At 47.7% G+C, this 22,201-nt stretch carries 1 protein-coding gene; it reads right to left on the minus strand.

The genetic code is table 11. The features are described 5' to 3' along the window. Nucleotides 1-7 precede the first annotated feature (7 nt). Nucleotides 8-22,162 carry a non-ribosomal peptide synthase/polyketide synthase gene (locus tag DXN04_RS16205; protein WP_116854429.1) on the minus strand — a complete coding sequence of 7,385 codons (22,155 nt, stop codon included), beginning with the start codon at nucleotides 22,160-22,162 and terminating at the stop codon, nucleotides 8-10. Between the last annotated feature and the right edge of the window lie 39 nt (nucleotides 22,163-22,201).

Here is a 22,201-nt window from a genome sequence, read left to right on the forward strand (position 1 = left end):
TGGTGTTTTAGATGGCGTATATGATTTCTTTTAAATTTTTCAGGTATCGATCTCCCACATGCGTGCCTTCTGCACGGTGGAAAGACACGACGTTAAACACAAAGCGAAGGAGCAGACAATTTTTGTATTCCATGATATCCAGGCCTGCGTCCTTCTTCGTTCTGGGGATCACTTTCGCATAGCCACCTATTTCGGATGGGCTGAGCAGGTGATCTTTTTCCCTGAGGCGATCGTAGTTATGATAGTTAAAGAAAAAGAAGTTATTGAGTAAGTCAGGATCAGGTGTAAGCGCCGGATGCTGTTCTACTATTTCCCGGAATGGATATGCTTTATACTGCAGGTCATTCAGGTAATCGTCTTTTAATTTTTGGATGCCGGCACTCACCAGGGTTCTGACAGGCAGGATATTTACAAAGCAGCCGATGATATTGCTGACATCGAGGTGTTCAATATCCCTGCCTGAGTTGGTAGTAGCGATGGTGAGATCGTCTTGTCCGCTGAGCTCATGAAGCAAACGGAAGAGTGCACCCATGAGAATGATATTGAGGGTGAGTCCGTTTGCGGCAGCGAATTGTTTCAGGTCCTGGAACAGATCGCCGTGGATGGCCAAAGCGATGTCTGTACCATGCGTATCACTGCGGGTGCCGATGTTTGGATGCGGATTAAAGGCTTTCAGTCTTTCTGACCAGTATTGACGATGTTTCCGGCCATCAGCAGATTGCAGGAAGTTTTGCTGCCAGTTTGTAAAGTCGCTGTATTGGAATGGCAGCGGTTCCAGGGCTGTATTTTGATAAAGTTGATTCAGTTCTTTTAAGAGGATGCCGGTAGAGTAACCATCGGTGATAGCATGGTCGAAGGCGAATGATACTTTACTGCTGCCATCCGGTTGTGGATGCAGTTTCACGGACCAGAGCGGCGCTGTATACTGATCGAATTGCTCATCGTTGCCAGCTGATTCAGGGGCTACCTGGATGTTGAGATGCAGGTCCTGGAGAGGCAGAATATGAGCAAGGATCCTATCGTTCTTCCTGACAAAGACCGTTCTCAGGCTCTCATGCCGTTCTGCCAGCCTGTAAACGGCTGTTTTAAACTGTTCAGGATCCATACTGATGCTATCGCTGACCAGCTGTACCTGCGAGCCTTTAGGGCCCCAGTCTGCGAGATAATAGTACTGATTGCCTGATACTTCCTGTACTCTTTCTGCTGTGCTTAATTCAGCGATCAGGTGTACCAGATGTTCCTGGTAGCGGGCAAGTAAGCTGGAGATAGTCGCTTCGTCATATTGCTCTTTGCTATAACTGAGGGAGATCTGCAAACGGCCTCCTGCAATGATGCCTGATACAGCCAGGTGCACATCTCTTTCCAGTAGTGGGGAGAAGTCAGCGCCATGATAGCCGGGTACGTAGCGGAACAATTCTTCTCCTTTGTTACCTGAGATTTCCTTTCCAAAATCGCCGAGGTAGTTGAAGCTAACGGGGGCTTCCAGCGAATAGTTTTTCCCCTGCAGGTAACGCAGTACGCCGTAGCCAATGCCCTTGTTCGGTACCTGGTGAAGCTGGTCTTTTATATTGAGCAACTGATCGGTCGGCGCTACGTTGCCGGGTTCCAGTACGACAGGATACATGGTAGTAAACCAGCCTACGGTTCGACTGGTGTCGATGTCAGTGCCGATATCTTCACGACCATGTCCTTCCATTTTAACCGCGATGCGGTGCAGGTCAAAGATATCTTTGATAGCGAGTGTGAGGCCAGCTACGAGGATATCGTTTATCTCCGTATGATAAGGATGATAGCATTCATGTTGTAAGGCAGTAGTTTGTTTTTCATCTAAGCGGAAAGAGCTGGTAACGGTATCTTCTACTTTATTGGTGCCATCGGGATAATCCAGTGGGAATGCAGGCAAAGATATGGATGCCTGCTCTGACCAGTAGATTTCCTCACTTGCCGTATTGTAATGCTGCAATTGCTGCTGCCAGTATTGGAAGGAGTCGGTTTTCTGTGGCAGGGAGAATGGAATGCCCTGGATGTATTGACTGTACAGGGTACTGAGGTCTTCCAATAGGATGCGCCATGATACGCCGTCTACTACAAGGTGATGGATCACCAGCAACAGGCGATTGCCGAATAAGCCCACCCGGAGTAATGGTCCCTGTTCCAGGTCAATGCCTGCCTGGAGCTGTTCGTAGTAAGGGAGTGGATGGTTCGTATTGTGCACTTCCAGGTGATAGCCCTGTTTTGCTCCAAGGTTCTGCTGTTGCCATCCTTCGCTGCTGTGTTTGAACACCATTCGCAAGGCATCGTGGTGCAGTACCAAAGCAGATAAGGCAGCTCGCAGGGCAGCTTCATTTACTGGCGCAATGCTTTCCAGCAATACTGACTGGTTATAGTGATTGGAAGCATGCTCCAGGAACCATGCCTGCACGGGGCCGAGTGGCACTATGCCAGTGATGACACCCTGCTCAGGGATCCGTGTATTGACCGTAATATGTGCGGCCAGTTCACCCACTTCAGGATAGCGCAGCACATCCTGGATGGTAAGTGATAAACCTTTTTGTTTTAAGCGGGAAATAACCTGGATAGACTTGATAGAGTCACCACCCAGGGTAAAGAAGTTGTCGCTGATGCCGATGGGTTGTTTCTTTAACACCTCTTCAAACACTGCCACCAATTGCTTTTCCTTTTCATTGCGCGGCGCGATGTAGGTGACCCCGCTATTCATACCAAGGCTTTCAGGGGGGGGCAGTTTCTTTTTATCCAGTTTACCATTAGGGGTTTGTGGGAAGGCATCCAGCTGAACGAAGTGTGCCGGCACCATATAGGCAGGAAGGATATGATTCAGATAAGCCCTTAGTTCGGTAATTGTCAGAGATTCATTTGCCACGATATAAGCGGCAAGTTCCTTATCGCCCTGTGCATTGGTGAATGCGAGTACCTTGGCAGTGCCTACTGCATGGTGTGATTCTAATACCTTTTCAATTTCACCGAGTTCAATGCGATAGCCGCGGATCTTGACCTGGTCATCCATACGACCAAAGAATTCGATATTTCCATCCGGGAGGTATCTGCCCAGATCACCTGTGCGGTACATTCTTTCACCTGAACGGAATGGATCGCTGAGGAACTTTTCTGCAGTAAGGGCTTCTTTTTTATAGTAGCCACGGGCTACGCCCGCTCCTGACAAGTACATCTCGCCCATTACACCTGCTGGCAGTGCAAAGCCACTTTCATCCAGGAAATAGATGGCAGTACCTGTGATCGGTTTACCTACCAGGATATTGTGCTTATCTCTTATACGGAATACAGTGCTGTAGACGGTATCTTCCGTGGGGCCATAGAGATTCCTTACTTCGATCTTTTCAAAGTTAAGGTTAGTGATATGCTTTTCGGTCAATGGCTCACCGCAGAAATTGACAGCTGTTACACTACCGAGATCGGTTCTATGACTCAGTACGGCACCGAATACACTGGGAACGGTATTTAACAATACATTCTCATCGTATGGCAGGTAATCAGGTATGGAGAAGGCATTCTTCAGGATTCTCATTTTCTTCCCTGCGGAGAGTGTATAGAAGATCTCGTATACAGAAAGGTCAAAGCATACAGAGGTTTCGGCATATACGATATCGAACTTCGTTTGAGCGAATTCCTCTTTACACCAGTGCACAAATGCGCTTATATTACTATGTGCAAGCATCACCCCTTTCGGTTTGCCGGTGGACCCGGATGTATAGATCATATAAATCAGGTCTTCAGGCAGTGATTTGATGCCTATGCTGGCAGCAGATAAATCAGACTGGGTACTTTTGAATTGATTGAGGTCTTCTTCATCTACCAGTACGCGGCAATTGCTATCGCTTACAATGTATTCAATACGCTCCTGCGGATAATCAGGATCGATGGGCACGTAGGCGGCTCCTGCTTTCAGAATGCCCAGCATGGCAATGATGAGCCATTCATTTCTTTCGAGCATGATACCTACAAGGTCTCTGGGTTGTACATCGTGTACATCGGCGAGGTACCTGGCAAAGCGATTTGTTTTCTCGTCCAGTTCACGATAGGTGACAGTGGTATTTTCAAATACCAGGGCAATGTGATCCGGGTTTGTTTTCACCTGTGTATTGAAGAGATCGAGGAAGGTGGTATTCTTTTTTTCCGGGTGATAGGCATGTTGCATTTGCTGCATTTCCTCCTGTGCCAGTGCATTTAAGTGATGTAATGGCCGGGCAGGATCGGCGACCATCCTTTCCAGGATGTCTACATAGAGTTGTCCTATTTTATGGGCAGAGAATCCTGCTTTGAGTTTCCTTGCCAGGTGCACTCTTACTCTGCACCTGCCGCCTGTGCGGTTGATGCTGAGGTCGAGGTAGGTGTTTGTCATATCCCTTCCCTGGGAGAATACCGGTGTTCCTTCTTCCCGGGGGCGCTGAACATTGTTCTGCAGGCTATCGTAAATATGGAAGTCAACGTAGTTGAAGATGACATCAAATAATGGATTCCCTACTACCCTATCTTTTTCCTGCAACTGCACGATGTCCATCAGGCCCAGGCGTTCATATTCTTTCAGGCTGGTGATTTTCCGGTCTACAGCCTGGATATGTGCGGAGCATTGTTCCGCAGGGGAAACATCCAGTTTTAATGGAATGGTATTGAGGTAGCAACCTAATACTTTATCGCTGTCTTCGCAATCGGGCCTGTTGCTCGTCACGAGGCCTACCGTCACCTGCTGGCGGTAATTGAGTGTCTTCAGGAGATAGAGCCAGGCGCTGAGTGTGATGACTTTCACACTGGTGTTTAAAGCGGCGGCAGTTCTATCCAGTTCCTGTTCCAGTTCAGCATTCAGGTGTACGTAGAAGGTATCGTTCCTGTATTCATCTGCAAAGAGATCTGGTTTCACCTGGTCGGCTAATTCGGATTTCCAGAAATCGATGATGGTGTGATTCTTTTTATCTATTTCATATTGGATGATAAAGTCTTTGTAACTGGATTTTAATGGTATTGGTTTGTAGGAAGGCTCTTCACCCAGTTTAAAGTAGAGGTCTGTCAGCTCCGTCATAAGAGAAGCATAGCTCCATCCATCGATGATGGCGTGGTGTACCTGGAAGGCGAAGACGAAGTGACCTTTCCCAATATTGAATAGGGTGATCCGCCATAAAGGTGCTACAAATACATTGAAAGGATGTTTGAGTTCGGATGCAGTAAAATCACTGACGAGTCTTTGCTGTTCGTCGCCTGTCAATGTGGAGATGTCTTCATAGCTGAGTGGCAGGGTGATCTTTTTATACACGATCTGTACTTCAGTTTCATAATCACCCAGATTAAATCCTGTTCTTAAGATAGGATGTTTTTCTACCAGGAGTGTAAGTGCGTGTTGTAATCTTTCAAAAGAGAAATCAGGCAGGGATACCTGGTTCACCATCTGGTCATGGTAGATGCCGGATTGCGGATTGAGTAAGGATTCGAAGATCATGCCTTTCTCGATCGGGCTCATTGGGAATACATCTTCCATGTTTTCAGTATTGCCTGATGAGAGGATACGGTCACGTAATTCGTTCAGCGCTGTTCTTACCGCCTGTTCATTTTCCCGGGCGGTACTTGTATTCCGAACTATTTCGTCAGCGTATTGATCGATGTGCAGGGAGATGGCTTCGACCGTGCTATTCTTATAGACATCTGCTATGTGCAGTCTTACGTTAAGTTGCTTACGAATGGCAGAGAGCAGGCGGAGTAATTTGATGGAGTCGCCGCCTAAGCTAAAGAAGTCATCCTTCACACCTATCTCCTGGCGGTTCAACACGGATTCAAAGAGTGCCGCCATTTCACGCTCTGTTTCAGTGCGTGGGGCGATATATTGAACACCGGAATCCATGACCATCCCATCGGGATCAGGCAGGCGTTTCTTATCTACTTTACCATTGAATGTAAGGGGGAGTTTATCCAGCTGAACGAAGTAGGCGGGCACCATATATTCCGGTATGCGGGTGCTGAGGTGATAGCGCAGGTCTGCAACGTTCAGCAATTCTTTGCTGACGATGTAGGCGATCAGGTTCACTTCTCCTTCAGCGCCGCTGCGGGCAATGACTTCGGCAGCTGCTATATGCTGACGGCTTTGGATAGCGCTCTTTATTTCTCCCAGTTCTATGCGGTACCCACGGATCTTCACCTGGTCATCGATGCGACCGAAGTATTCCATTTCACCATTTTCCAGCATTCTGACTTTATCGCCGGTTTTGTAAAGTCGTTCGCCGGCGCGGAATGGACTGGAGATGAATCGTTGGGCGGTCAGCTCTTCCTTATTGAGGTAGCCGCGGCATACACCCTCACCGCCTACATATAATTCGCCGGGGATACCGACAGGCAGTAGTGATTGATTCCTGTCAAGGATATAGCAGCTGAGGGTCGGGATAGGTTTGCCTATGTTGCTGATATCGTTGTCAATTTCGTATTGACCAATTTCTTTGTAGGTCACATGCACGGTGGTTTCCGTGATGCCGTACATGTTGATCAGGCGGGTAGATGGGTACCTGTTTTTCCAGGCAGCGAGTTTGCCGGGTCTGAGGGCTTCTCCGCCGAATATGATATAGCGGACTTGCAATGCAGCATCTTCAGTTTCAAATTCCTGCCTGATTAAATTATAGAAAGAGGAAGGCGTTTGGTTCAGGATGGTGATGCCCTGCTGTTTCAATAAATTCAGGTAGGCAGCCGGATCTTTTGCAGTCAGAGAAGGCACCACTATGAGTCTGCCTCCTGCCAGTAAGGCACCATACATTTCCCATACAGAGAAGTCGAAGCAATAGGAATGGAACATGGTCCAGCTGTCATGCTCATCGAAATCAAATAATGGGGCATCGTTGGTAAAAAGGCGGACTACGTTGTTATGCTGGATCAATGTGCCCTTGGGATTCCCGGTTGTACCGGATGTGTAGATCACATAGGCCAGGGATGCAGGCCCTGCGGTGATTACAGGATTCTCTTTGGAATAAGCATCCTGTTGTTCCCTGAACAGGTTCAGTTCTTTTTGGTCTATCATCACTTTGCACTGACTGTCTTCCAGGATGTAGTCAATACGTTCTGCCGGGTAATCGGGATCAACAGGCACATAGGCAGCACCAGCCTTAAGTATGGCGAGGATGCTGATCACCATCCATTCACTGCGTTCCAGGCAGATACCGATCAGGGTATCAGGATGCACTTCGTAGTTTTGTTTGAGGTAGTGAGCTAACTGGTTGGCCACTTCATTGAGGGCCGCGTAGCTGAGCTGCCTGTCTTCATATACTACTGCAATGTTTGCGGGGAACATTGCGACCTGTTCTTCAAAGAGACCAATAATTGTTTGATGACGGGGATAATCAACCAGGGCATTATTAGCTGCTTCTATTAATTGGTGTTGTTCATCTTTACTGATGTAACTGAGCTGGCTGATGGTGCCGGCCGGGTTTTCTACAGCTTGTGCAATCAGGTTGAACAGGTGATGTGTGAGCCGTTCTATTTGTGCAGGTTCATAACAATTGGTATTGTAGCTGAACTGAATGTCCATCACATCTCCCGGGATGATCACTATTGAGAGGTCGTAGTTGGTTTGTTCAAAGTTATTGAAAGAAAGTAGGGAGAACTGTTGGTTGTCTTCCACGCTCTTCTCAACCACTTCCTGTACAGGGTAGTTTTCGAACACGAGGATGTGATCGAACAGGTTCCTGCCTGGTTCACTTTGCGACTGTACTTCGGCCAACTGCACATAGTGATGGCTGGTGCTTTCAATACTGCTTTGTTGTACGGATTGCAGGGTTTCTTTTATGGAAGCATTGTCCTTTAGATTTACTCTTACAGGAATGGTATTGATAAAGAGGCCGATCATTTCTTCAATGCCTTCCACTTCAGGTGGACGGCCGGATACCACAGTGCCGAATACTACATCGTCGGTATCGTTATACCTGCTGAGCAGGATGCCCCACATTACCTGAATAAAGGTGTTTTCCGTGATACCAATCTGTGCACAGAGCTGGCTGATTCCTTTTCTCACAGGACCTTCCAGGTAGAGGGATCTTTTTTGCCCTTCGTATGGCCTGCCGGTAGCACTTGCAGTGCGGGGCAGGCTGGCGATGGTATCATAGCCCTGCAGGTAGGTATGCCAGTAGGCCAATGTTGCAGCCTTATCTTTCCGGGCGAGCCAGTTGAAATAGGTGGAATATGGGTATACTGGTTTGAGGTCCGGGTTAATGCCCTGAGAAAGTGCGTGGTAGTATTGGAAGAATTCTTTGATGAGGATACTGCCACACCAGCCATCCATAAGGATGTGGTGGAAGCTCCAGATGAATTCGTAGGTATCATCGCCGAGACCCAATACAGTCAGGCGCATCTGGGAACCGTTGTGAAGGTCGAATCCGAGAGAGCGGTCTTTATCTCTATAAGCAATTACGTCGTTCTCATTTATTGTTTCATAATTAAAGATGCCGCTTACATTCTTTTGCACTACCTGTAAGAGCAGTTCAGTAAATAAGGTGCGTAAGATGGCATGGCGGGCTACCAGGAGCTGGTAGCTTTGTTCTAATAGCTGAACATTCAGCTGACCACGGATGCGATAGCTGAGTTGTTCGAAATAAGCAGCGGCTTCCGGGTTGGTAGCCCAATGATAGTAGAGACCTTCCTGCAGCGGACTGAGTGGGTAGAGGTCTTCTATAGTATAGCGGGTGCTTAATTCAGCGAGTTCGGCGATCTGTAAACCTTTGTATGTTAGATCTACAGGGGTCAAATGTTCTGTGCTTTCCTGGCTCAGTTCTCTGATCAGCGTTTCCAGGTGACGGCGATATGCGGATAAGAGAGATGCGATGGTAGCTGCTTTGTACTGCTGATCACTGTAGGTGAATGTGAGTTGCAGGCGGCCTGCAGCTATCATGCCGGATACACCCAGCTGTACATCACGTTCCATCAATGGGGAGAAATCACGGCCGTGGGCTTCATTGGCGTAGGTGAAGTTGTTGCTATCTGCATTGGAGACATTGCTGCCAAAATCACCCAGATAGTTAAAGTTAACAGCGGGTGCAATATTGTAAGCATGCCCTTTCAGATAGCGCAGTACACCATAGCCGATACCTTTGTTAGGAATGCGGTGAAGTTGTTCTTTTACGCTTACTAACTGTTCGATCTGGTTTTTATAACCCATATCAATTATTACAGGATATAAGGTCGTAAACCAGCCTACAGTACGGCTGACATCTACATCTATCCCGATGTCTTCACGACCGTGGCCTTCCAATTGGATGGCAACACGGGGAATCCGGAAGGTATCTTCTATAGCAAGGGCCAGGCTGCTAAGCAGGATATCGTTGATTTCCGTGCGATAGGCTTTGTAGCAATGATGCTGGAGATCTGCCGTGAGTTGCTCATCCAGTACAAATGAGGAGGATACAGTGTCTTTAATAAAATTGCTGCCATCCTGATGATCAAGGGGGAATGCAGGTAAAGGAAGGGCGGCTTTCTCTGCCCAGTAAGCTTCTTCATTAGTAGTATTATACTTGCGCAATTGCTGTTGCCAGTATTGGAAGGAGTCAGTTTTTTGTGGTAAGGAGAAAGGAAGGCCCTGGGTAAACTGATCATATAGAGCACTGAGATCTTCCAGCAGGATCCGCCAGGACACCCCATCTACAACCAGGTGATGGATTACCAGGAGCAGGCGATCATGGAACAGGCCGGCCCTGAGTAATGGACCGTTTGAAAGGTCAATGCCGGATTGGAGTTGTTCGTAATATGGAAGTGGTTCGTTGGTATCGAGTACTTCCAGGTGATAGCCTTGTGCAATGCCCAGGTTTTCCTGTTGCCAGCCTTCAGGAGTTTGCCTGTACACCATCCGTAAAGCATCGTGATGCATTACCAATGCTGACAGTGCCTGTCTAAGGGCGGTTTCATGGATGGGGGTACTGCTCTTCAGCAATACGGACTGGTTGAAATGATGCTTTTCAGGAGCATTACTTTCCAGGAAGGCAATCTGGATAGGTCCCAGGTCAACAAGTCCTTCTACTGTATGCTGGTCAATTGTGCGGGTGACAGTCCTGATATGCAATGCCAGATCTGACAGTATTGGATAGCGCATCACATCTTTGATGCTCAGTTGATAGCCACGTTTCCTTAAGCGGGATACTAACTGGATGGACTTGATGGAGTCGCCGCCGAGTATAAAGAAATTATCCTGGATGCTGACAGGGCGTTTCTTCAACACTTCTTCAAATACGGCTGCCAGCTGTTGTTCTTTTTCATTGCGGGGGGCTACATATGCTTCGGTAGAAGATTCTCCCGGTGCAGGTAAGCGCCTTCTGTCGATCTTACCATTTACGGTAAGTGGGATCTCTTCCATCTGTACAAAATGGGAAGGGATCATATAAGCAGGGAAACCGGCCATCATAAATTCCCTGATTCCATCTGCAGTTTCATTATTAGTTGAAACGAAGTAGGCGACCAGTTTTCTATCGGCATTGTCTGCGCCGCTGGCTATAACGGCAGCGGTGCTGATACCTGGATAAGCTAATAAAGCTGTTTCAATTTCACCGAGGGAGATGCGGTAGCCGCGGATCTTCACCTGGTCATCATTCCTGCCCAGGAACCTGATATCACCATCTGGCAGCCATTCGGCGAGGTCACCTGTTTTATAGATGCGTGCATTGTTCCGGAACGGATCAGGCAGGAATTTTTTATCGGTGAGTGCAGGATTGTTCAGATAACCAGCGGCTAACTGGGCACCACCGATGTATAATTCGCCAGGCACTCCTATGGGGCTAAGGTCATTATGCTTGTCCAGGATGTAGATATACATATTGGCGATAGGCTGACCGATCAAAACAGGGGTATTCTCTTCCAGCTCTTTGACGATACAACCCACTGTAGCTTCGGTAGGACCATATTCATTATAGACCCTGATATGCGGATTTATTTTTTTCAGGATGGATACATGCTTCGGCGTAACTTCTTCTCCGCCTACGATCGCGACTTCCATCGTAGAAGAACTAAGGTCCAGGTGTTCCAGGATACTGATATGGGAAGGGGTCAGTTTGATGCTGTTAATACCACTATCCGGGCTAAAACTATATTGAAGAATAGCTGCCAGTTCTTCGTTCGGACCGAATACCTCCAGGCGGCCTCCTGTAGTCAGGGGGCAGAAAATGCTGGTGATGGTAAGATCGAATGAGAGGGATGTAAATAAACCGAAACAGGGAAGTGCTGTAAAATACCAGGAGGTGGCCCATTGAATGTAATTATACAAACTGCCATGTGTGATGGCACAGCCTTTAGGAGCAGCGGTGGAACCGGATGTATAAATTACATAAGCCAGGTCAGTGGGTTTGGATGCAGCTGCTTCAACAACATTGTTATATTCAGCTGCTGTGTTTTGGAAGTGCGCCAGGACATGATGGTCTATCAGCAATTTGCAGGCGCTATCCTCCAGCATATAATCAATCCTCTTCTTCGGGTAAGAGGGATCAATAGGCAGATAGGCAGCACCCGTTTTAAGAATTCCTAAAATAGTAATAATCATCCATTCACTCCGTTCCAGCAGGATTGCTGCCAGCTCACCTTGTTGTAATGCATAGTTTTTATGCAGGAAATTGGCGAAGCGATTGGCATGGGCATCCAGGTCTGCATAGCTCATCGTATTGTTATTAAACAAGAGGGCCGCAGCATCAGGGTGATTATTTACCTGACGATCGAAAAGTGCGAGGATGCTGCCATCCGCTTCGTATGCGGTGGCAGTATTATTAAAACCATGGATGAGTTGATATTGCTCATCATGATCCAGCATGGCCAGATCGCGAACGGCTTTACCGGGATTTTGGACAGCCTGCGTGATGAGGGTATAAAAGTGTTTGCTTATACGTGAGATGAGGTCTTCATCGTAGCGGTTGGCGTTGTATATAAAACGGATTTCGAGGGATTCTCCTGGAAGGACAACGATGGTAAGGTCATAGTTTGTTTGTTCTACAACATTGGCGCTAATCAATGAAAGGCGGGGTTGCTCTTCACTGGCTGATCCGGAGCCCAGCATATCCTGTACCGGGTAGTTTTCATAGATCAGGATATGATCAAACAGGTTCCTGCCCAGTTCACTTTCGCCCTGTACTTCTGCCAGTTGCACGTAGTGATGACTGGTGCTTTCAATACTTCCTTTTTGTACATCCTGCAAGAGGGTTTTCACCGTACTGGAATCATTGAAGCGGATGCGCACGGGTACAGTGTTGATAAAGAGACCAATCATGTCTTCAATACCAGCGACATCGCCGGGACGGCCTGCTACGACAGCACCGAATATCACATCATCGGTATTGTTGTATTTGCCCAGCAGGGTACCCCAGATGCCCTGGACAAAGGAGCTTTCGGTGATACCGAGATCCGCGCAGAGATCACGGAGGCCTGTGCGGATGTCTCCAGCTACAAATAAGGACTGCTTTTGTGATTGGAAGACAGTATCAGCTGCTATATTCTTTGAAGGCAGGGTGCTTAGTGACTCGTAGCCTGACAGATATTTTTTCCAGTATGCAAGTGTGGCTACCTTATTTTGCTTTGCCAGCCATTCGAAATAAGCGGAATAAGGATGTACGGGTTTGAGTTCGGGCAACTGGCCTTGCAGCAGTCCATAGTATAGTTCAAAGAATTCTTTGATGAGGATACTGCCACACCAGCCATCCATGAGAATATGATGGAAGCTCCAGATGAACTCATAGGTATCTTCTCCCAGATCCAGGATAGCCAGGCGCATTTGCGAACCAGTATGCAGGTTGAAACCACGGGATCGATCGGTAGCGCGGTATGCTGTTACCATTTCTTCCGGAGTTCCATTTATAAGTTGATAATGAAAATCTCCTTTTACATTCTTTTGCACTACCTGTAATAAGGTGTCACCTAAATTCTCTGTAAAGAAGGTACGGAGAATGGCGTGGCGGTCAACCAGGAGCTGGTAGGCCTGTTCCAGCAGCCGGATGTTTAATTCCCCACGGATGCGGTAACTCATCTGTACAAAATAGGCGGCAGCATCTGTATAGCTGCTCCAGTGGTAGTAAAGACCTTCCTGCAGGGGGCTTAGCGGGTAGAGGTCTTCTATTTCAATTTTTTCTGTGAGTTGGGCCAGTTCTGATACCTGCAATTCCTTGTAGGTAAGATCGACAGGACTCAGGTGTTCTTTCGTTTCCTGGCTCAGTTGAGTGATCAGCGCTTCCAGGTGACGGCGATAAGCAGATAATAAATTATTTATCGTGGATGCTTCGTATTGCTGCCTGCTATAGGTAAAACTAAGCTGCAAACGACCGCCGGCCATCAGGCCAGAGACTGCCAGCAATACATCGCGTTCCAGCAGCGGGGAGAATTCATGGCCACGGGCTTCGCCTGTATAGGTAAAATATTCTTCTTTGTCATCCGCCACTACGCTGCTGCCAAAGTCGCCCAGGTAGTTAAAGCTAAGGGCTGGCTGCATCCTGTAGTCAAGGCCGGATAAATGGCGTAATAAGCCGTATCCCAGCCCTTTCTGTGGAATTCTATGCAAGCGTTCCTTCACACCTACAAGTTGCGCTATACGGTCTGTATACCCCATTTCCAGCACTACCGGGTACAGGGTGGTGAACCAGCCTACGGTACGACTCACATCTACATCCATTCCAATATCTTCCCGACCATGACCTTCCATCCGGATGCCGACCTGTGACAGGCCGAAAACTTCCTCTAAGGAAAGGGCGAGTCCTGCCAGTAAGATATCATTGATCTCTGTGCGATAAGCTTTGTAACAATGGTGCCGGAGGGCGGTAGTCAATTCCTCTTCCAGCACAAAAGAAGCAGCGACTGCATCTCTGACCAGGTTTGTGCCATCCGGGGTATCAACGGGGAATACAGGCAATGTATGTGATTCCAGTTCAGACCAGTAAGGAAGTTCATGCGCTACATTATAAGCGCGCAATTGCTGTTGCCAGTATTGGAAGGAATCTGTTTTTTGTGGTAAAGAGAATGGTACACCCAGGATATGCTGGCCATATAAGGAGCTGAGGTCTTCCAGCAAAATACGCCAGGAGACACCATCGACAACCAGGTGATGAATGACCAGCAGCAGGCGGTCTGCATCTTCACCATGGAATAAGCCGGCACGCAGTAATGGGCCATTTGCAAGGTCAAAGCCTGACTGGAGTAATTCGTAGTATGGCAGCGGGTCATTGGTAGTATGCACTTCCAGGTGATAGCCCTGATCAGCGCCCAGGTTTTCCTGTTCCCAGCCATCAGGGGTATTTCTATATACCATTCGCAATGCATCGTGATGCAGAACTAATGCGGACAGGGCTTTTGCGAGGCCGGCTTCATCAATGCGGGGATTACCTTTTAGTAAGACAGACTGATTAAAATGATGTTTATACGCTGCTGTACCTTCTGCCAGGAAAGAGGATTGAACTGGCCCTAATGGAACGAGGCCGGTTACAATTCCCTGGTCTGCTACGCGGCTAGCCACATGTACGTGGAGACTGAGATTGATAATCTCCGGATAACGGAGAATGTCCTGGATTGAAACACGGTAACCGCGTTGTTTTAAGCGGGAAGCAATCTGGATAGACTTGATGGAATCGCCACCGAGTACAAAGAAATTATCCTGGATGCCGATGGGCTGTTTGTGTAATACCTGTTCAAATACGGCTACCAGTGCCTGTTCTTTTTCATTGCGGGGAGCGATGTATTGTACGCCGCTGTCCATGTCCTGTCCTTCGGGAGACGGGAGGCGTTTCCTATCTACCTTACCATTTGGAGTCAATGGGAGTTCATCCAGCTGTACAAAGTGGGCAGGCAGCATATATGCCGGCAGGCGTTCACCCAGGTATTGGCGAATTGCTGCGATCGTCAGGGCTTCGGGACCTGTGATGTAGGCTACCAGCTCCTTCTCTCCTGTTGCCTGCTCACGGGCTATGACAACTGCAGATGAGATACTTTCATGTGTCTGGAGCACCGCTTCTATTTCACCTAATTCAATACGATAGCCACGGATCTTAACCTGTTCGTCTTTACGACCCAGGAATTCTATATTACCTTCCGGCAGCCAGCGACCCAGATCGCCGGTCAGGTACATACGTTCTCCGGGACGGAATGGGTTGGCTACAAATTTCTCTGCCGTCAGTTCGGGGCGATGCAGGTATCCGCGGGATAAGCCATCGCCTGCTACACAGATTTCACCAGCCACACCAATTGGCAAGAGTTGTTGCCTGTCATCAAGAATATAAGCGTAGCTATTGCTAATGGGGCGGCCTACAGGGATATTGCCGGATACTTCCGCAATATCGTAGGTCAGTGAGAAGGTGGTATTTTCTGTAGGACCGTAACCATTGATGATTTTAAGATCAGGGTAATGACTGCGCAGCTTTGCAATATGGACGGGAGACAAACGATCACCACCTGCGAGCAGGGTGCGGAGTCCGGCGAAAAGAGAAAGATCACCGTCTACCAGCTGATGCAGCCAGCCTGCGGTGAACCAGATGGTATCTACTTTTTCTGTTTGCATTAACTGTGATAAAGCAGCAGGTTCAAGCAGTACATGTTGTGGGCATAACACCAGGCAACCGCCATTCAGCAGGGCGCTCCAATATTCAAAGGTAGTCGCATCAAATGATAAGGCACCGGTGGACAGCACTACTTCGTGTCCGCTTAATGCTACGAACTCAGTGTTCTTTACCAGTCGTACTACTGCCCGATGTTCGACCATGACTCCTTTCGGGCGGCCGGTAGAACCGGATGTATACATAATATAGGCGAGGTCATTGGCTGAAATGGCCACCGGGATATTTTCTTCCTGGTTAGCAGTCTGCAGGAATCCCTGTATAAATGCCTCATCTATGACTACGCGGGTACCGCAATCACTCAGCATATCCGCGACACGTTCAGCAGGGTATTCCGGATCTACCGGCACATAGGCTGCACCGGCTTTCAGGATAGCAAGCACGGATATAATTACCCATTCACTACGCTCTAAACGGATACCGACCAGGTCATTATTTGCAATTGCATGTTCGCTGCGGAGGTAATCGGATAAGCGATTACTTAATTTATTGAGGGCATTGTAGGTGAAGCGATTTTCGCCAAAGACCAGCGCTGTCTTCTCCGGTGTTTGTGTCACCTGCCACTCAAACAGTGCGGTGATCGTAGCATCACGGGGATAGTCAGTCTCAGTAGCGTTAAAAGAATTGAGGATCTGGTCTTTACTGTTGCTGTCAAGGAAACTGGCAGTCGTAACATCCTGTTCAGGATTAGCAACAAATGCCCGGATCAGTTCTTTCAGATGTGTGCCGATAAGGCTTACAGCGGAATCATCGTATTCATTGCCATTATAGTTAAAGATAAGATCCAGTTGCTGTGCTGCGGGCGCTATGATTACGTTAAACGGATAGTTTGTCTGTTCCTGGCTGTCCATGGACATAATGCGGAGATGCTCACCTGTTGATTCACCGGATTCCAGTTCTTCTTCCAGCATTTCCTGGATAGGATAGTTTTCAAAAACGATGAGGTGATTGACAAGGCTTCTACCCTGCAAACTCCTGTTCTGGATTTCAGAAAGCGATACATAGTGATGCGGCACGGCTTCAATAGCTGCGGCATGGGACTGTTTCAGGAGGCTGGTAAAACCTGTACCGGGTTCAAAGCTGATCCTGACAGGAATAGTATTTACAAACAAGCCGATCATTTCTTCGACCCCATCCAGTTCCCCGGGACGACCTGAGACAACGGTACCCATCACGACATCAGTCACACCGTTGTATTTAGCCAGCAGCACCCCCCATACCGATTGCATGAAAGTATTTTCAGTGACCCCATTGTTCCAGCAGATCTTCCGGATTAGGTCTGTCGTTGATTCATCCAGTGAGATTCGCTGCTGGCGGACATTATAAGCAGTGTTACCGGCATTCCTGAAGGGCACCATCACCGTGTCTGTAACACCATTGAGATAATTGCTCCAGAAGTCGAGTGACTGCCATTTATCGTGTTGTTGTAACCAGTGGATATAGTCGCGGTAAGGGCGGGGAGCAGGGAGCGATGAGATTCCTTCGCGATAGATGGTATAGAATTCCTTTATGAGGAGGCCGGCACACCAGCCATCCATCAGGATGTGGTGGTGTGTCCATACAAATTCATATTGATCCGTATCCAGTTTATACACCGTCAGGCGCATCAGGGCGGAGGTTTGCAGATCAAAGCCCTGCGTGCGGCCGGCATCTTTGACGGCTGCGTCAATTCCTTCATTGTAGGTGAACCCTGTCTTCATCTCTTTCCTGACTACCTGTAGTAATTTGCCTCCGTATTCGTGCGTGAAATTGGTGCGGAGCACATCATGTCTTTCCACAATACTATAGAATGCGGCTTCCAGGAGTTGGATATCCAGAGATCCATGAATACGGTATGACAGCTGTTCTACATAGGTAGTGCTCTCCGGGGCGGACAACCAGTGATAATATATCCCTTCCTGCAATGGGGAGAGCTGGTATACATCCTGCACCATTCCCTGCTCCTGGAGGGATGCGAGTTCGGTAGTACTTAATTCCGGGTAGCTAAAATCGCCGGGGGTAATATGTTTTTCCGGAGTGTGGGACAGGGCTTCGATGAGATCGCGGAGCCTGTTTTCATAAGAAGATTTCAGCTGGTCTATGCTATCTTTTGTGAACAAGGTACTGCCGTACCTGATATCGGTGTGCAGCTTTCCCTGCACGATCATGCTGGTGACGGAGATACGCCAATCGTAGATAATGTCAGGACTGATATCTGCACCATGGCGATAAGCAGACATTTCGAATTGATCTTTATTTTCAGAGACACCGGTGCTCTGATCGAAGTCACCGAGGTAGTTGAATACAATATCAGGTTGTATAGCGTATTTAATACCGGCAGGATCTGCATAACGAAGCATGCCATAGCCGATACCCTTGTTAGGAATGCGACGAAGCATATCCTTGGTGTGGACCAGGTTTTCAATTTGCGCGGTTTCTTTCAAATCCAGTAAAATAGGGAACATGGTCGTGAACCAGCCTACGGTACGGGTAATATCTGTATCAGGAAATATGTCTTCCCTACCATGACCTTCCAGGAGTACAAAGAAGCGGCTGAGCCGGAATACGTCCTGCAATGCGAGGCCCAATGCTGACAGCAACACATCGTTGATATTGGTATTGTATGCTTCGTGGATGGGACCCTGTAAAGCGGTCGTGATATCTGCGCTGAGTGAGAAAGAAACAGATTGAATGTCTTTCGCTTTATTAATGCCCCCGGGAGAGAGAGGGGTAACGGCAGCAGCACTCAGGTTTGACCAGTACTGCATGTCCTGCATCATCAGGCGTTCATTCAGGGCACGCTCGTGTTGCAAAGCAGCCCATTTCTGGAAGGAATCAGTTTTGGAAGGGAGTTTGAATGCGATACCTTCTTCGTATTGATTGTATAATAAACGCAGGTCATCCAGGATAATACGCCAGCTCACGCCATCTACCACCAGGTGATGACAAACCAGCAATACAAAATCGCCTTCTTCTTTGTGGAATACGCCTGCTCTGAATAAGGGGCCTTTATCCAGGGGGAAGCCCGCCTGCAATGTATTTTGATCTAATTGTTCTTCCCAGTTGGCAATGCCTCTCAGGTCAGTAACGAAGACATGACTGTTTATTTCTGATACAGGCTTTATTTCCTGTGCCTGGTTATTATAAACAGCACGCAGCATATCGTGGTGCCGCAGCAATTCTGCTATAATTCTTTCCAGGGCAGCGACAGACACACCACCTTTCTTCCATAATAATACGGATTGGTTATAGTGTTCATTGCCATGATGCTGCTGAAAGAACCAGTTTTGAACGGGTGTGAGTTGAACAGTTCCACTTACTGCTGACTGGCTGATGACGTTTTTTGAAGCTGTGATCCTCTCTGAAAGGTCTTTCAGATCGGGATAGCGTAAGAGGTCGTTTACCTTCAGGCTGTATCCTCTCTGCTTCATGCGCGATACCACCTGGATGGCTTTGATGGAATCCCCTCCGAGGAGGTAAAAATTGTCCTGGAGGCCGATCCGCTCTTTCCTTAACACTTCCTGCAGCACACCGGTGAGCACTTGTTGTGCTTCGTTTTTAGGGGAAATGTATTGCAGCCCATCCTCCATTCCGGCAGGTTCGGGGAAACGCTTCCTGTCGATCTTACCACCGGGAGTTAATGGGAAGGCTTCCAACTGCATGAAGTAATGGGGAATCATGTAAGCCGGTAAACCACTGGCAATGAAAGCACGTACTTCTTCGGATTTCAGCTGTTTATCTGCAAGGAAATAGGCTGCCAGACCACTGATTTCTCCTTTATTTTGAATGGGAATGACAACGGCAGCTTTGATATCAGGATGCTTTTCGAGCACACGTTCTATTTCACCGGGTTCAATTCTATGCCCGTTAACTTTCACCTGATGATCTATTCTTCCCAGGAATTCAATGGTACCATCGGGCAGCCATCTTCCTTTATCACCGGTCAGATAAATGCTGTGCCCGGGTTTGAAAGGATCGGCAATAAACTTCTGTGCGCTTAAGGATGGATCATTGATATATCCGGCAGCTACGCCGGTACCACCAATACATATTTCACCTGGGATACCGATGGGCATAAGTTGCAAGGTACCTGCCGTGTTTAAAATATAAATGCTTGTATTGGCGACTGGATAACCAATAGGGAGAATTTCATTGTAGGTCTTATCAGGATTATAATGTAATTCTATGGATGAGATGGTGGTTTCTGTGGGGCCATACTTATTATAAAAGTCACAGTATTGGCTCCATTGCTGTGCCAGTTCTTTCGGGCACCTGTCACCACCGGAGACAACACGGCGAAGGCGGGAGTATTTTTTAACCGGCAATAATTTCAGCATGCCGGGGAACATGTGTACATGCGTAATGCCCTGCTCTTCTATGAGGGCGGCTAACAAAGCAGGATCTGTCCGGGTCTCTTTATCTGCTATTGTCAGACATGCACCACTTGTAAGGGCCAGAAAGATTTGTTCTACAGAGGCATCGAAGGAGATACTGGAGAACTGAAGTATATTTTCTTCATTGCTGATGTTAAAATTCGAACGCTGGAAGGTAATGTAATTAAGGAGGGACAAGTGAGACACTTTCACACCTTTGGGTGTACCGGTGGATCCTGAAGTGTAGATCACGTAAGCAGGGGCTTTAGGATCAGGCTTGTGATGGTATTTTTCTGCCGGTGTATTAAGCTCATTAAAAATGCTTTCATCCAGCAGTAATTTACAGCCACTATTCGCAACGATGTAGTCTATTCTTTCCACAGGGTATTCTGTATCTAATGGAATGTAAGCACAGCCGGCCTTTAGAATGCCCAGCATGGCTACTACCATCTTCTCACCACGATCGAATCTGAGGCCGATAAGATCCCCGTTCTGAAGCGTGTGGACTGCTTTCAAATGGGCGGCCAATTGATCAGAAAGTTCATCCAATGCCTGATACGTGAGGGTTTGTTGCTGAAAACTGAGTGCGATATTACCAGGTGTATGATTGACCTGCTCATTGAATAAATCCAGCACTGTTTTATTGGCAGGCAACGCTACTGCGGTGTTGTTAAACCGGCTGACCAGCAATGGTAATTCTTCTGCTGTAAGCATGCCCAGTTCTGATAGCGGGTTGGCAGGGGCCGTGGTAATTTCTCCGAGTAACTGCTTAAAGTGGAGCAGCATTCTTTCGATGGTACTGCGATCGTAGATATCACTGTTATATTCCAGGCTCAGGTGAATCCGGCCTTCGCTAACTTCTGCAAAATTGAAGGTCAGGTCGAATTTACTAATCACGCGTTCCCATCTCCTGTCGCCGCTGATCTTTATTTCTTCGGGGTATTCTTCTGTACTGTTATTGTTACTGATTTTTGTATTGGCCAATACCACCATTACATCAAACAAGGGACTGCGGGCCGGGTCGCGCTGAAAATCGAGTTCACTAACCAGTTCATCAAATGGATAGACCTGATGAGAATAGGCAGCCATGGTCACTTCTTTCACCTGTTGAAATAAGCGCTGGTAATTGTCAGTTGCATTGAACCTTGTTCTGAGTGCCAGGGTATTGACATAGAAACCTATCTGGTTTTCCAGTTCAATATGTCCTCTGCCGGCGATGGGGCTACCGATCACGATGTCTTCCTGCCCGGTATATTTATATAACAATGTATACACGGATGCCAGCAGGGACATAAACAAGGTGCCTCCCTGTTCGCGCGCCAGGAGTTTTAATACTGTGCTGATCTTTTCATTGATGTTAGTGCTGATGCTACTTCCATTAAAGGTCTTTACTGCGGGCCTGGGGTGATCGCCGTATAGATCCAGTACGGGTATTTCTCCTTCAAACTGTTGTAACCAATAGTCTCTGTGTCCGTTTAGTGAACGGGCTTTCAGGAGTTCCTGTTCCCATACTGCGTAGTCTTTGAACTGAATTCTCAGGGGTTGCAGCAGGTTGTCTTCCTTTTTGGAGAAGGCAGTATACAGGATCAGCAGTTCCTTATTGAGCAAGTCAATGGACCAGCCATCGGTGATGATATGATGGAGTACGTATACGAAAGTCCACTTGTTGGGAGTGACCTGGTATACGCTGATCCTGATGAGCGGACCTGCGGCGAGGTCAAAGGGCTTGATAAACTCCTGCTGTACGAGATGACGGAGTTGTGTATCCTGATCGGTTTCATGCTGCAGGTCCTGGTAGAAGATATTACAATCTGCGGCATTGGCAGCAAGGATGTATTGTCTTACTTCGCCGGTTTCATCTTCACGGAATACGGTTCTCAGGATTTCGTGACGGGCTACCAGGGCTTTAAATGCATAATCTAAAGCGGAGGTTTGGAGGGCACCTTCAAATACAAATGTGCCGGGTATGTTGTAGGCAATATTGCCGTCTTCGAACTGGCTGAGGATCCATAACCTGCGCTGAGAGGACGATAAAGGGTAATATGCACGTTCATTGGCAGGAAGGATGTGCTGCCCGGGGTCTTCAGTATTGAGACGGGACAGGTATTCTATGAGCTGGACCTTGTTGTTCTTCAGTTTTTCAAGGATACTGGCGGGCAATTGAGGTCCATTAAATTTGATTTTGAGGTCCTTCTCTTTTAATGAAATGACGATATTATTATCCTTTAATTCTCTTAGTAAGTTTTCCATCGCTGATGCATTTTAATAGCCGGGGTGTGGGGGTTTTGG

The sequence above is a fragment of the Chitinophaga silvisoli genome (genome assembly GCF_003412465.1).
Lineage (GTDB): Bacteria > Bacteroidota > Bacteroidia > Chitinophagales > Chitinophagaceae > Chitinophaga > Chitinophaga silvisoli.